This window comes from Leeia oryzae DSM 17879 (assembly GCF_000376945.1).
GTDB classification, from domain to species: domain Bacteria; phylum Pseudomonadota; class Gammaproteobacteria; order Burkholderiales; family Leeiaceae; genus Leeia; species Leeia oryzae.
This window is the reverse complement of sequence record NZ_AQXU01000025.1, coordinates 678816-692414: the sequence shown is the minus strand read 5'-3', so window position 1 is coordinate 692414 and position 13599 is coordinate 678816. Positions and strand designations below refer to the sequence as shown.

At 56.9% G+C, this 13599-nt stretch carries 12 protein-coding genes; 7 read left to right on the top strand and 5 right to left on the bottom strand.

Features of this window, described 5'->3' with window-relative positions:
• The first annotated feature begins 5 nt into the window (after window positions 1–5).
• The 7 genes from F552_RS0116745 to F552_RS0116715 all read left to right on the top strand — a co-directional run bounded on the left by F552_RS0116745 (window position 6) and on the right by F552_RS0116715 (window position 7947).
• On the top strand, window positions 6–1139 hold the full coding sequence (locus F552_RS0116745) for a branched-chain amino acid ABC transporter substrate-binding protein (RefSeq protein ID WP_018152924.1): 1134 nt from the start codon (window positions 6–8) through the stop codon (window positions 1137–1139).
• Between the two features lie 106 nt (window positions 1140–1245).
• A complete protein-coding gene (locus F552_RS0116740) occupies window positions 1246–2157 on the top strand; it encodes a LysR family transcriptional regulator (RefSeq protein WP_018152923.1) in 912 nt (303 codons plus the stop codon).
• Between the two features lie 199 nt (window positions 2158–2356).
• Window positions 2357–3514: an ABC transporter substrate-binding protein gene (locus F552_RS0116735; RefSeq protein WP_211208304.1), complete on the top strand. Its 1158-nt coding sequence runs from the start codon at window positions 2357–2359 to the stop codon at window positions 3512–3514.
• Between the two features lie 143 nt (window positions 3515–3657).
• Complete coding sequence (locus tag F552_RS0116730) at window positions 3658–4677, top strand: ABC transporter ATP-binding protein (RefSeq protein ID WP_018152921.1); 1020 nt, start codon at window positions 3658–3660, stop codon at window positions 4675–4677.
• A gap of 10 nt (window positions 4678–4687) precedes the next feature.
• Window positions 4688–5623, top strand: a complete 936-nt coding sequence (locus F552_RS0116725; RefSeq protein WP_026182842.1) for an ABC transporter permease — start codon at window positions 4688–4690, stop codon at window positions 5621–5623.
• Window positions 5613–6443 carry an ABC transporter permease gene (locus tag F552_RS0116720; RefSeq protein ID WP_018152919.1) on the top strand — a complete coding sequence of 277 codons (831 nt, stop codon included), beginning with the start codon at window positions 5613–5615 and terminating at the stop codon, window positions 6441–6443. Before F552_RS0116725 ends, F552_RS0116720 begins: the two co-directional genes overlap by 11 nt.
• Window positions 6444–6507: 64 nt before the next feature.
• The gene (locus F552_RS0116715; RefSeq protein WP_018152918.1) at window positions 6508–7947 is read left to right on the top strand and encodes a gamma-aminobutyraldehyde dehydrogenase; all 1440 of its coding nucleotides are present in this window, start codon (window positions 6508–6510) and stop codon (window positions 7945–7947) included.
• A 121-nt stretch (window positions 7948–8068) separates the two neighbouring features.
• On the opposite strand, the gene F552_RS0116710 is transcribed toward F552_RS0116715, so the two are convergent.
• The 5 genes from F552_RS0116710 to F552_RS0116690 all read right to left on the bottom strand — a co-directional run bounded on the left by F552_RS0116710 (window position 8069) and on the right by F552_RS0116690 (window position 13593).
• Window positions 8069–9031 (bottom strand): oligopeptide/dipeptide ABC transporter ATP-binding protein, encoded by a 963-nt coding sequence (locus tag F552_RS0116710; protein ID WP_018152917.1) that lies wholly within the window; start codon window positions 9029–9031, stop codon window positions 8069–8071.
• Window positions 9028–10023 carry an ABC transporter ATP-binding protein gene (locus F552_RS0116705; protein ID WP_018152916.1) on the bottom strand — a complete coding sequence of 332 codons (996 nt, stop codon included), beginning with the start codon at window positions 10021–10023 and terminating at the stop codon, window positions 9028–9030. The genes F552_RS0116710 and F552_RS0116705 overlap by 4 nt, the downstream gene beginning before the upstream one ends.
• Window positions 10024–10025: 2 nt before the next feature.
• Window positions 10026–10925, bottom strand: a complete 900-nt coding sequence (gene ddpC / locus F552_RS0116700) for a D,D-dipeptide ABC transporter permease (protein WP_018152915.1) — start codon at window positions 10923–10925, stop codon at window positions 10026–10028.
• Between the two features lie 2 nt (window positions 10926–10927).
• Entirely contained in the window at window positions 10928–11929 is a 1002-nt protein-coding gene (locus F552_RS0116695) for an ABC transporter permease (protein WP_211208303.1), read from the bottom strand.
• An 89-nt stretch (window positions 11930–12018) separates the two neighbouring features.
• Entirely contained in the window at window positions 12019–13593 is a 1575-nt protein-coding gene (locus tag F552_RS0116690; protein WP_018152913.1) for an ABC transporter substrate-binding protein, read from the bottom strand.
• Window positions 13594–13599: the final 6 nt, after the last annotated feature.

Sequence of the window (13599 nt, the reverse complement as noted above, 5' to 3'; positions counted from 1 at the left end):
AAAACATGTTTACAAAGAATAAACTGGCTGTTGCGGCAGCTATTGCATGTGCATGGGCGGGTGTTGCCCACGCCGATATCGTGGTGAAGCTGGGTCAGGCAAGTCCGCTCAGTGGCCAGATTGCCCACATCGGCAAGGATGATGAGGCTGGCGCACAACTGGCAATTGAAGATGCGAACGCCAAGAAAATCAAAATCGGTGGCCAGGTTGTCAAGTTTGAGCTGGTGTCTGAAGATGACGGCGCAGATCCAAGAACCGCTACCGTTGTCGCGCAGAAACTGGTCGATGCCGGTGTGAAAGGCGTGGTCGGTCACCAAGGTTCTGGTACCTCTATCCCTGCCTCCCGGATTTATAGCGATGCCGGCATTCCGCAGATTTCTCCTTCGGCCACCAACCCGCGCTATACCATGCAAGGTTTCAAGACTACATTCCGCGTAGTGGCGAATGATGTTCAGCAAGGTACCGCGATGGGCAAGTTTGCTGCGCAGAACCTGAAGGCCAAAACCGTGGCCATCATTGATGACCGTACCGCTTACGGCCAGGGGCTGGCGGACGAAATCGAAAAAGCCGTTAAAGCCGCAGGTGGCAAAGTGGTTTCCCGCGAGTACGGTACTGACAAAACGACCGACTGGATGGCGGTGCTGACCTCGGTCAAGGGCAAGAAGCCTGACGTGGTGCTGTACGGCGGCATGGATGCAACGGCTGGCCCGATGCTGCAACAGATGCGTCGTCTGGGCATGAACATGCCTTACATCACCGGTGACGGTGCTTGCGGCCCTACCATGATCAAGCTGGCGGGTTCCGGCATGACCAAGGATACCTACTGTACCGAAGCTGGCCTGCCACGCAGCCAGATGCCAAAAGGCAAGGATTTCGAGAAGCGTTTCAAGGCACGCTTTAACATGGATATCCAGAACTACTCACCGTATGCTTACGATGCGATGACGGCAATCATTACCGCCATGCAGCAGGCCAATTCGACCGATGCCAAAGTGTTCCTGCCAAAACTGGCCGCCATCAAGATGAATGGCGTGACCGGGCAGATCCAGTTTGATGCGCATGGCGACATCAAGGGCGGCGCCATTACCGTCAAGCAGTTTGACGCCGGTAGCTGGAAAGACCTGAAAGTCGTGCGCTAATCCACCGGAAGGTGCGTACGCTTAAAGCCCTTGTACCTGTCTGGTACAAGGGCTTTTTTGATGCTGATACTTTACAGAGCGCCGGGTTTCTCCCTATAGTGGGCAGATGGCGATCTCTCTCAAGAACATTCGTTACTTCATTGCAGTGGCTGAGGCCGAGTCCATTACCGGGGCTACACAGTCGCTGAACATTTCCCAGTCGGTCGTCACCGAGGCGATCAAATCCCTGGAAGGCGATCTGGGGGCCACCCTGTTCCAGCGTCATGCGCGTGGCATGGTACTGACGCATGCAGGGCATCAGTTTCTGCGCCATGCACACCAGATCATGGCATCTGTCCGTAACGCACGGCAGGCACTGTCGGCACGTCCCGATACCATGTCCGGCACCCTGAATGTGGGGGTGACCAGTCTGGTGACAGGGTACTATCTACCCTATCTGTTAGACCGATACCGCCGCATCTTCCCGCAAGTGGATGTGCGTGTGGTAGAAGACCAGCGCGACTATCTGGAGCATCTGCTGGTCAACGGCGAGCTGGATGTGGCGGTGTTGATGGTGTCTCAGCTGGAGAACCGGCAGGCACTGGAGTCCGAGGCGCTGGTTACGTCACCCTGGCGGTTGTGGTTGCCTGCCAATCATCCGCTGACGGAAGAAAAAACCATTTCCATCAAGGATTTGGCCGACGAGCGCTTCATCATGTTGCGGCTGGACGAGCTGGAAAACACCAGCCATGCCTACTGGCGTGCGGCGGGAATTCGCCCCAGAACCGGGACACGTACGGCCTCGGTGGAAGCCGTACGTAGCCTGGTAGCGACAGGCGCAGGGGTTTCTGTGTTGCCGGATTTGCTCTATCGCCCCTGGACACTGGAAGGCGATCGCCTGGAAGTACGGGCAATTGCCGAGGAGCTGCCGACACTGGCGCTGGGCGTTGCCTGGCGGCGGGGGTCCATTTCTTCTGAAGCTACCCAGAATTTTCTGATCGTTGCACGCGAACATAGCCGTGCCCATGGGCGTTCCTGAGCCTTTTTGCTGCCTTTCCCTCTCCAAATACCTGATAAATAAGTGATATCGGTTTTTCAGATAATTTATATCTGAATTACGTTCTGGTGCAATCTCAAATTTGTTCACTACAATAAAAACATCCAATTGGAATGTAGTGGATATGTAGTTGCATGCAAACCAAGTGTTTCCTGATCAGGTCCTCGGAGGGAGTCAAAAGATGAGCCACATAAAATTACGTCAAAGTGTTTTGGTCGTCGCAACCGCGCTGGTTGCCAGTTCTGCCATGTCTGCCGGCATGACCAAGGTGGGCGCTGGTGAAGGGCGTCTGGATATCATCGCCTGGCCTGGGTATATCGAGCGTGGCGAGTCTGACAAGAATTATGACTGGGTAACCGGTTTCGAGCAGGCTAGCGGCTGTAAGGTGAACGTGAAAACCGCAGGTACCTCGGACGAGATGGTGTCCCTGATGAACCAGGGCGGTTATGACCTGGTAACGGCATCCGGCGATGCCAGCCTGCGTCTGGTGTATGGCAAAAAAGTGCAAGAAATCAATACCTCACTGATTCCTTCCTGGAAGAACGTCGACAAGCGTTTGCAGAATGCGCCATGGCATACCGTGGCCGGCAAGCATTATGGCGTGCCTTACCAATGGGGGCCGAACGTGCTGATGTACAGCACCAAAGTATTCCCTAAAGCGCCAACGTCATGGTCGGTGGTGTTCGAGCCGCAAAACCTGCCGGACGGCAAGCCAAACAAAGGCCGTGTACAAGCCTACGACGGCGCCATCTACATTGCCGACGCGGCACTGTACCTGATGAAGAAAAATCCGAAGCTGGGCATCAAAGACCCGTACGAACTGAACGAAACCCAGTATGCGGCCGTGTTGAAGTTGCTGCGCCAGCAAAAAACGCTGACCCATCGCTACTGGCATGACGTTACCGTGCAAATGAACGACTTCAAAAACGAAGGGGTTGCTGCTTCCGGTGCATGGCCGTATCAGGTTAATGCACTGAAAGGCGAGAAACAGCCGATTGATTCGGTGATTCCGGCAGAAGGTGCTACTGGCTGGGCAGATACCACCATGATGCATGCCGATGCCAAGCATCCGAACTGTGCATACAAGTGGATGGACTGGTCGCTGAACAACAAGCTGCAATCTGCACTGGCCGAATGGTTTGGCTCTTTGCCAGCGGCACCAGCTGCCTGTAACGAAAAAGCCCCTGGCGGGTCTGCTTTCTGTAAAGACAACGGCTTTGACCGGTTTGCCCAGATCCGTTTCTGGAAAACGCCACAGGCCAAATGTACCACCCAGTCTAGCTGCGTACCGTATAGCCGCTGGACTCAGGACTACATCGCCATCATGGGCGGCCGTTAAGCGCCACATGGCAGGGTGAAGGACGTCCTGGCCTGCTGCAAGGCGGGCCGGACGGTGGTAGATCAACGGCACGTTCCGTGCCGCTGAGGCTGTTTTTTCTCTTCTCGTGGCGCTGCCACGAGCCAGCATAAAGGATTCGACGCATGACGTTCGCGGTCGAGTTTACACAAGTAAGCCGTATCTTTGGTCAGACCCGCGCCGTAGACAATGTCTCGGTACAAGTGCGGGAAGGCGAATTTTTTTCCATGCTGGGCCCGAGTGGCTCCGGCAAGACCACGTCCTTGCGGCTGATTGCCGGGTTTGAACAACCCAGCACGGGCAGCATCCGCATTTTTGGTCAGGAAGCGGCCGGGGTGCCGCCGTACGAGCGCGACGTGAACACGGTGTTTCAGGACTATGCGCTGTTTCCGCACATGAATATCCGCGATAACGTGGCCTACGGTTTGATGGTCAAGGGCATCGGCAAAACCGAACGCGAGCGCAAAGCAGAAGAAGCATTGGAGATGGTGGCGTTGCCGGGCTATGGGGACCGCAAGCCAGGCCAGCTATCGGGTGGCCAGCGTCAGCGGGTGGCCCTGGCACGTGCGCTGGTGAACCAGCCACGCGTGCTGCTGCTGGACGAACCGTTGGGCGCGCTGGATCTGAAACTGCGCGAGCAGATGCAGGTCGAGCTGAAAACCCTGCACCGCAAACTGGGCATTACTTTTATCTATGTGACGCATGACCAGGGCGAGGCCTTGTCGATGTCTGACCGGGTGGCGGTATTTAACAATGGCCGTATCGAGCAGGTCGACGCCCCCAAACTGTTGTACACACGTCCGAAAACCACGTTTGTCGCGGATTTTGTCGGGACCGCCAACGTGATCACCGGTGCGCTGGCAGAACGCATCACCGGCCAGACGCAGCCGTTCTCCATCCGGCCGGAACATATCAGTTTTGCCACTACTGGCGAATTGCCGGCCGATCGTCTGGGCGTGGCTGGTGAAGTGGCCGATGTGCAATACCACGGTGCCACCAGCCGGGTCGAGGTGCAGGTCGAGCAGAAACTGTTTGCGGTGATGGTGGCCAATCAGGACGCCGATGACCATGCCCTGCCAGTCATCGGTTCTCAGGTGCAACTCTCATGGCCGGTGTCCGCCATGGTGATGTTGCAGGCAGGATAAGAGGTCCGTGATGAGTACATTATCCATGCGCCAGCACGGGGTGTTGCGATCTTTCTCCAACCTGCTGTACCGCCGCAGCAACCTGTATCTGTTGCTGTTGCTGGTGCCGCCGCTGTTGTGGTTTGGCGTGGTGTATCTGGGGTCGTTGTTCGCCCTGCTGGGGCAAAGCTTTTATACCTTTGACGATTTCACCATGAGCGTGTTGCCGGAGTTTACCCTGGCCAACTACAAGAACCTGTTTGAAATTGCCAACGCCGACATCGTACTGCGTACCTTCTTCATGGCGGTAGCGGTCACGATTGCGTCTATCTTTCTGGCGTTCCCGATGGCGTACTACATGGCGCGTTATGCGTCCGGCGTCGAAAAAGGGTTTTTCTATGTGGCGGTGATGCTGCCGATGTGGGCCAGTTATATCGTCAAAGCCTATGGCTGGACGGTGATTCTGGCCAAGGGCGGCATCGTGTACTGGGTGATTGACCGGCTGGGCCTAACCCAGGGGCTGGAGGCATTTCTGGCCTTGCCGTATGTGGGGGGCAATACTTTGTCTACTTCCCATATCGGCCGATTCATGGTGTTTACCTATATCTGGCTGCCATTCATGATCCTGCCGATCCAGGCCGCGCTGGAGCGCGTTCCGCCCAGCCTGTTGCAAGCCTCGGCCGATCTGGGGGCCAGACCGGCGCAGACCTTCCGCAACGTGTTGTTGCCTCTGGCCATTCCCGGGGTGATTGCCGGCTCCATTTTCACCTTCTCGCTGACGCTGGGCGACTACATCATTCCGCAGCTGATCGGCCCCTCCGGGCTGTTCATCGGCACCATGGTGTACACCATGCAGGGGTCGATCGGCAATATTCCGATGGCGGCCGCATTTACGGTGGTGCCGATTGTCCTGATCGGGATTTATCTGAATCTGGCCAAAAGACTGGGGGCTTTCGATGCGCTTTAAGCGTTCTGTTGATACCGGTCAGCCACGTGCGCCGCACTGGCTCAAAGGGCTGGCCTATGGCGGGTTGGTGTTCTTGCACTTCCCGATCCTGATGATTGTGATTTACGCCTTTAATACCGAAGAAAGCGCGTTCAGCTTCCCGATCAAGGGCTGGACCCTGCGCTGGTTTGCTGAAGCCGCTGCCCGCCAGGATGTGCTGGATGCCGTGTGGCTGTCGCTGAAGGTGGCTGCCTGTGCAACGGTGCTGGCGATGATTCTGGGTACCATGGCCGCTGCCGCGCTGTATCGCCGGGTATTTTTTGGCAAAGACGCCATCACCATGATGCTGATCATCCCGATTGCACTACCGGGGATCATTACCGGTATTGCCTTGCTGGCGGCCTTCAAGATGCTGGGGCTGGAACCCAACTTCTGGACCATCGTGATCGGTCACGCCACCTTCTGCGTGGTGATGGTCTACAACAACGTGGTGGCTCGTTTCCGGCGCATTCCGCACAGCCTGGTCGAGGCGTCGATGGATCTGGGCGCGGACGGGTTCATGACCTTCCGCCGCGTGGTGCTGCCGCAGATTGCCACGGCCTTGCTGGCAGGCGGTATTCTGGCCTTTGCCTTGTCATTTGACGAACTGATCGTGACTACCTTTACCGCCGGTCACGAGAAGACGTTGCCGATCTGGTTGCTGAACCAGCTGACCAGACCGCGGGATGCACCCGTTACCAACGTGGTGGCGATGCTGATCATGCTGATTACCACCGTCCCGATTTTGCTGGCGTACTACCTGACCAAGGGAACCGAGTCGGTTGCCGGCAGCAGCAAGTAAGCAGGCCCGTATAACAAAGAGTGTTGTTCTCACCAACCGTTTTAACTCCGCAGGAGCGTTTGACATGAATGGTGTTCAATTTCCAACCCAGCTGTTGATCAATGGCCAGCTGGTGACCGGTGAAGGTGATCATGAAGATGTGCTGAACCCGTCGACGGGTGAAGTGCTGTGCAAGGTGCCGGAGGCCTCTCTTGAGCAGGTGCAGGCGGCGGTGGCCTCTGCAGAAGCGGCCTTTAATGCCTGGGCAAGAACTTCGCCAAAAGACCGTAGCAACATGATGCTGAAACTGGCCGATGCCATTGAAGCGCGCGGGGAGGAGTTTGCCCGTCTGGAATCGCTGAACTGCGGCAAACCTTACCTGGCGGCCCTGAATGACGAAATCCCGGCGGTAGCCGATGTGTTCCGCTTCTTTGCCGGTGCCGTACGCAACCTGACCGGCCCGGTGGCGGGCGAATATCTGAGCGGCCACACCAGCATGATCCGCCGTGATCCGCTGGGCGTGATTGCCTCGATCGCCCCTTGGAACTATCCGCTGATGATGGCGGCCTGGAAGATCGGCCCGGCCATTGCCACCGGTAACACCGTGGTGATCAAGCCTTCCGAGCAAACCCCGCTGACCACCTTGCGTCTGGGCCAGCTGATGGCCGAGATTTTCCCGCAGGGCGTGGTCAACGTAGTGACTGGCCGTGGCGAATCGGTCGGAGCGCCGCTGATTGCCCAGCCGCAAGTCCGCATGGTGTCGCTGACCGGTGATGTATCAACCGGGCAGAAGATTCTGGAAATTGCCGGCAAGAGCCTCAAGCGTACCCATCTGGAACTGGGCGGCAAGGCACCGGTCATTGTGTTTAACGATGCCGATCTGGAAGAAGTGGTCGCAGGTATCCGTACCTTCGGTTACTACAACGCCGGTCAGGACTGTACCGCTGCTTGCCGCATTTATGCCGGCAAGGGCATTTATGAAAAACTGGTGGCTGACTTGTCCAGCGCCGTGTCCAGTATCAAGTATGGCGAGCAGGAAGACGCCGGCGTTGAAATGGGCCCGCTGATTTCCGAGCGCCAGCGTAACCGGGTCGCCAGCTTTGTCGAGCGTGCAGCACAGCAGTCACATGTGGAAATTACCGCTGGTGGCAAGGTGGGTGGTGCGCGCGGCTTCTTCTACGAGCCAACCGTGGTGGCTGGCGCCTTGCAGAACGACGAGATTGTCCGCCGTGAAGTCTTTGGCCCTGTGGTCTCGGTGACCCGCTTTGACGATGAAGCCGATGCGGTGAAATGGGCGAATGATTCCGACTACGGACTGGCCAGTTCTGTCTGGACCAAGGATGTCAGCAAGGCCATGAACGTGGCCTCCCAGCTGCAGTATGGTTGTACCTGGGTCAATACCCACTTCATGCTGACCACCGAGATGCCACACGGCGGGATGAAGAAATCCGGTTACGGCAAGGATATGTCGATCTATGCACTGGAAGACTATACCTGTGTCCGCCATGTCATGATCAAATTGTAAGCGTTGTAGCTGTGGTTGTAGCTGTGGTTGTAGCAGTTGAGTAGTGACGTAGGGCTTTCCTCGAGCAAAATTACGGCCACAGGCAACTGTGGCCGCTTTTTTTGTCTGCGGGTAGCGTGGATCAGTCCGGATGAGCCAGATGGCAGCGGGCTTCGTGCTCCTGGCTTTGCGTGCTGATCTGCTTCAATACTTGCGGTTGCAGGCAGGCCGATGATGCCGATGGACAGCGGTCCTTGAAGTAGCACCCAGTTGGTAGCACCCGGTTACTTGGCAGTTCCACATTTTCCGGCACGGCGGATTCATCCTGCACGCTTTCCAGCGTGGGCACAGAAGCCAGTAGCAACTGAGTATACGGATGGGCCGGATGTTCCAGGACCTGGGCGGCATCACCGATTTCGACAATCTGCCCCAGATACATCACGGCCACCCGGTTGCACATATGCCGGACGACCGAGACATTGTGTGAAATCAGGATGAAGGTGAGTTGCCGGCTGCGCTGCAGTTCGGCCAGCAGGTTGAGTATCTGTGCCTGTACCGAGATATCCAGTGCAGAGGTTGGCTCATCCAGTACGATGATGTCGGGTTCTGCTGCCAGCGCGCGTGCAATGGCAATCCGTTGCCGCTGGCCGCCGGAGAATTCATGCGGGAATCGGTCAATGTATTCTGGCCGGATACCGACCTGAGCAGCCAGTTGCTGTGCCAGCTCACGCATGGCGGCCTTGTCCACTTTGCGGTTGGCGGCTGCAAATACCGGTTCGGTGATGATTTTCCAGACCGGCAATCGGGGGTTGAGCGATGATTGCGGATCTTGAAACACGATTTGCATGCCGCCTTTGCCGTTGCTCTTGCCGGAAGACAGCGTCATTTCACCCTGAGTGGGCTGCAATAAGCCGATCAGCACTTGGGCCATGGTACTTTTTCCGCAACCGGACTCACCAACAATGCCGAGTGTTTCTCCCTTCGCAATCTCCAGCGAGATACCGTTCAAGGCATGCACGTGCTGCCGCGGGCGACCCCGCCAGTCCGGATTGACCGGGAATCGGACCTGAATGTCCTTCAGGCTCAAGACAGGCATGGTAGTCATACGGCAAGTTCCTCCTGGAGGGCGGGGTGCCAGCACGCCACCTGATGTGTAGTGGCTTCATGGATGCTGGTCAGAACCGGTTTCTGGTTGCATTTGTCAGACCGAGACGGGCAGCGGGATGCAAAAGCGCAGCCAGCGGGCAAGCGGGACAAGTCCGGGACGTTGCCCGGGATGGCTTGTAACTGGCTGCCGGGGGTAGCAAGTTCCGGCAGGGCGGCCATCAGCCCGCGGGTATAGGGGTGCCGGGGCGCATGCAGGACCTGCCGCGTGCTACCTGCTTCTACCAGACTGCCTGCGTACATGACATAGACGCGGTCGCAAAACTGCGATACCACGGCCATGTCATGGGTGATAAACAGAATGGCCGTTTTCAGTTCTCGTGCCTTGGCTTTTAACAGCATCAAGACCTGTTTTTGTACCGTAACATCCAGCGCCGTGGTGGGCTCATCGGCAATGATCAGCCTCGGGTTGCACGAAAACGCCAGTGCAATCAGCACCCGCTGGCGCATGCCGCCAGAGAGTTCGAACGGGTAACGTTGCAGCGTGCTTTCCGGGTCGGCAATGTGCATGTCCTTTAGCAGGCTAATGGCGAGCTGTCTGGCGGCATCATTATCCAGCCTGCGATGCAGGCGGATGACATCCGTCATCTGGATGCCGATTTTCCGGGTGGGGTTCAGCGCCGTCATCGGCTCCTGAAAAATCATCGCCACGTCGCCACCGCGCAGCGTACGCATGGTTTTTTCCGATGCGTGGATGATGTCGGTACCCAGAATGGAAATATCCCCCTGGGTGACGCGATAGCTGCCTTCGGGCAGCAGTTTCATGGCCATCATCGACGTCACCGATTTGCCAGAGCCGGATTCACCGACCACCCCGACAATTTCCCCTTCGTTGACGTGGAGTGAAACCCCGTTCAGCGCTTTGACTGCGCCTTTGTACACCGGGAACTCGATGCTCAGGTCGTTAATCGACAATACCGGGTTCTGTGTCATGATTATTTGCCCTTCTGCTTGGGGTCCAGAATGTCGCGAATCCCGTCACCAAACAGGTTAAAACCGGTCGCGGTGATCAGGATGGCCAAGCCGGGAAAGCCGGAGTACCACCATTGGTCGAGTACATAATTGCGACCGGTGGCGACCATAGCCCCCCATTCGGCCGTGGGTTGTTGCGCCCCCAGGCCAATAAAACCCAGTGCGGCTGCCATCAGGATGGTGCCGCCAATATCCAGCGTGGCTTGTACGATCAGCGGTGGCAGGGCATTGCGGATGACGTGCCAGCTGACAATGTGCCAGCGGCTGGCGCCGAAGGTGCGGGCGGCTTTGACATAGCCCATTTCGCGAATGCCGAGCGCTTGTCCGCGGGCCAGTCGCACATAGTAGGGAATGCGCACCACCGCAATGGCGAGCATGGCGTTAAACAGGCTGGCGCCCAGCGCCGCGGCGAGCGCCATGGTTAGCACCAGTGATGGTACGGACAACATTACATCCATCAAACGCATGATGACCCGGTCAGTCCGGCCACCCACCACGCCAGAGAAACAGCCAATCAGTGCACCGATCACGCCGGAGACAGCCACGACAAACAGGCCGACACTGATCGACTGGCGGCTGCCGAAAATGATCCGGCTATAGATGTCTCGTCCCACTTCATCGGTTCCGAACCAGTGCTCAGCCGAGGGGGGCAACAGCCGGTACATCAGGTCAATCGCATTCGGGTCGTGCGTTGCCAACCATGGGGCAAACAGCATCATGGCCAGCATGAACAGGATGATAAAGAGGCCGGCCACCGTCAGCGGGCTTTTCTTCACCTTGTAGAAAAAATACCCCAAGCCGGATGCGGCGGCCGGCTGGATGTCTGGCGCTGTTGGCAGGGTTTGTTCTGTCATGGCATTCATGATCAGCTTACCTCGGAAATGCGTGGATCAATCAGCATGTACAGCATGTCCACAATCAGGTTAACAATGACATAAGCGAAGGACACCACCACGGCAAATCCCATCACTGCCGGGAAGTCCAGCGCCTGGATAGAGTTCACCACGTAGGCGCCCATGCCTGGCCAGGCAAAGACGGTTTCGGTCAGTACCGCGCCGTACAATAGATCGCCCAGTGCCAGGCCGATGACCGTCACCGACGGTATCAGAGCGTTGGGCAGGGCATGATGCAGGATGACGCCCCATTTGGAGGTGCCATTGGCTTTGGCGGTACGGATATAGTCTTCCTGCAATTGTTCCAGCATGGCCGAGCGGATTTGCCGGGCCACCACACCCAGATGCACAAACCCGAGGGTAAATGCCGGTAACAGAATATGTTTGAGCGCGCTCACAAAGGCGGCTTTGTCACCTTGGAGTAGAGTATCAATCAGGTAAAACCCGGTCATGGCGGCGGGTGGCGTTAGTCCTTCGTCAATCCGGCCACCACCCGGTAGCAAGCCCAGTTTGCCGTAAAACACCACGATGACCCCCAAGCCCAGCCAGAATGCGGGCGTGGATATCCCGGTGACGGCCAGTGTCCTGACGACCTGATCGATGGGTTTGTCTTTATAGACCGCCGAGATCACCCCCAGCGGAATGCCCAGCGCACTGGCAAACAGCAAGGCTACCAGCGAGAGTTCCAGCGTGGCCGGAAAGAAGGCCTTCAGGTCTTCCAGTACCGGTCGGGTGGTACGGATGGAAGTGCCCAGATCACCGGTAGCCAACCCTTTGAGATAGGTACCGTACTGGATGTAGAGGGGCTGGTTTAGCCCCAGTTGCTCGCGAATATTCTGGACGATTTCTTCCGAGGCTTTATCACCGGCAATCAGACGTGCGGGGTCTCCCGGAATCAGATGCGAAATGGCAAAGGTGATAAAAGACACCCCCAGTACAACCAGTAACAACCCGAGCAACCGTTTTTTTATCATGCGCAGAAATGCCATAACCGCCTCATGCTATATGTCATGCTGGTGTGCGCTGGCGGACAAACTGCCCGCCAGCGCATCCGGCCAATAAATCAGCGTTTAACCATGGTGTCGATGTTGAAGACACTTTCCAGCATCGGGTTGAATGCGAAGCCTTTTACATTGGCCCGCAAACCTACCTGATAGTTTTTCTGGAACAGGTACACATAGCCGGCCTCATTGATGACGATCTTCTGGGCTTGCTGGTACAGCTTGGTACGCTCCTTCTGGTCTGTCAGGGACGCGGCCTGACGCACCAGCTTATCGACTGTCGGGTTGTTGTAGTATGAACGGTTACCTGGCAAACCCTCTTTTTCAGAGTCGAACCAGTAGTTCATGAACATGTACGGATCGGCAAAGTCCGGGCTCCAGTTACCGATGGCGATATCGTAGTCACCTTTGCCGACGCGTTCACGCATGGTGGCATTGGCCAGGTTTTCCAGTTTCACCTTCACACCCAGGGCACCCAGAGTTGCCTGGGTACTGATGGCAATCGGTTCCCAGTTCGGGTCTTTGGACGAATAGACAAAGTTCAGGGTCGCGCCTTTGCCGGTTGAACCATCAATCAGCTGTTTGGCCTTGGCCAGATTGAGACTGTACTGCATGGCTTTCGGATCAAACCCCCACATGCCTTCCGGAATGGCGCCGCGCATCTGTTTGGCGTTACCTTTCAACACCCCTTTGATGATGCCGCTGTAATCCGTGGCATACGAAATGGCACGACGCATGTTGACATCACTCATCGGTCCTTTCTTGTTGTTGAGGTACAGGTAGGTCACCCGCAAAGACGGGAAGGCGGCTACCGTGACGCCCGGTTTTTTGCTGATGGACGCCAGTTGGTCTTCAGGCAGGTCTTCTGCCACATCGAGATCGCCGTTTTCCAGTTGCAGGCGACGGCTGGACGCATCACCAATGATTTTTACGACCACTTGTTTTAGTGACGGTTTGGTGCCAGCGTAGTAAGGGTTGGGTTCCAGTATCAGCGACTGGCCTTTTTGCCAGCTTACCAGTCGGAACGGACCGGAACCTGCAGTGGCTTTGGCCAGATAGGCGGTGCCCTGTTTTTCTACCACTGCCGGGTTGACGATGCTGGCACCGTTATTGGCCAGCGTGTACAAGAACGGCGAATAGGGTTTGGTCAGGGTGAACTTGACGGTGTCCGGGCTGCTGACGTCCACTTTCATGTCGCTCGGGAAGGCTTCGGACGGACCCTGGCCGGCTTTGAGCATGCGTTCGAACGAGTACTTCACGGCATCGGCGGTCACGGCGCTGCCATCGTCAAACTTCTGGCCTTTTTTCAGCTTGAATTCCCAGGTCAGCCCATCTGCAGACGAGGTCCAGCCACTGGCCAGGTCGCCCTCTACCTGCGTGGTGCCTTTACCACCCACTACCTTGTAACGGATCAGTCGCTGGTAGGCCGGGTACGTCACGGTCCAGTCGTTGTTATCAATGGTAATGGCCGGGTCCAGCGTTTGCGGGTCTGCAGCCTTGCCAATCACCAGCGTGCCTGCGGGTGTGGCTGCCAGTGCCTGCGATGAAATCAGGCCGGCACTGACGATGGCACTGGCCATGGCACAAAGTTTGAAAGTGGTGGTCATTTTGCGGATGACGGGATGTGAAGCAGTCATGGGACA

Excerpts from the sequence above, each read along its gene's own strand:
- F552_RS0116745 (WP_018152924.1), top strand. The coding sequence starts at position 6 with ATGTTTACAAAGAATAAACTGGCTGTTGCGGCAGCTATTGCATGTGCA.
- F552_RS0116740 (WP_018152923.1), top strand. The coding sequence starts at position 1,246 with ATGGCGATCTCTCTCAAGAACATTCGTTACTTCATTGCAGTGGCTGAG.
- F552_RS0116735 (WP_211208304.1), top strand. The coding sequence starts at position 2,357 with ATGAGCCACATAAAATTACGTCAAAGTGTTTTGGTCGTCGCAACCGCG.
- F552_RS0116730 (WP_018152921.1), top strand. The coding sequence starts at position 3,658 with ATGACGTTCGCGGTCGAGTTTACACAAGTAAGCCGTATCTTTGGTCAG.
- F552_RS0116725 (WP_026182842.1), top strand. The coding sequence starts at position 4,688 with ATGAGTACATTATCCATGCGCCAGCACGGGGTGTTGCGATCTTTCTCC.
- F552_RS0116720 (WP_018152919.1), top strand. The coding sequence starts at position 5,613 with ATGCGCTTTAAGCGTTCTGTTGATACCGGTCAGCCACGTGCGCCGCAC.
- F552_RS0116715 (WP_018152918.1), top strand. The coding sequence starts at position 6,508 with ATGAATGGTGTTCAATTTCCAACCCAGCTGTTGATCAATGGCCAGCTG.
- F552_RS0116710 (WP_018152917.1), bottom strand. The coding sequence starts at position 9,031 with ATGACTACCATGCCTGTCTTGAGCCTGAAGGACATTCAGGTCCGATTC.
- F552_RS0116705 (WP_018152916.1), bottom strand. The coding sequence starts at position 10,023 with ATGACACAGAACCCGGTATTGTCGATTAACGACCTGAGCATCGAGTTC.
- ddpC (WP_018152915.1), bottom strand. The coding sequence starts at position 10,925 with ATGAATGCCATGACAGAACAAACCCTGCCAACAGCGCCAGACATCCAG.
- F552_RS0116695 (WP_211208303.1), bottom strand. The coding sequence starts at position 11,929 with ATGATAAAAAAACGGTTGCTCGGGTTGTTACTGGTTGTACTGGGGGTG.
- F552_RS0116690 (WP_018152913.1), bottom strand. The coding sequence starts at position 13,593 with ATGACTGCTTCACATCCCGTCATCCGCAAAATGACCACCACTTTCAAA.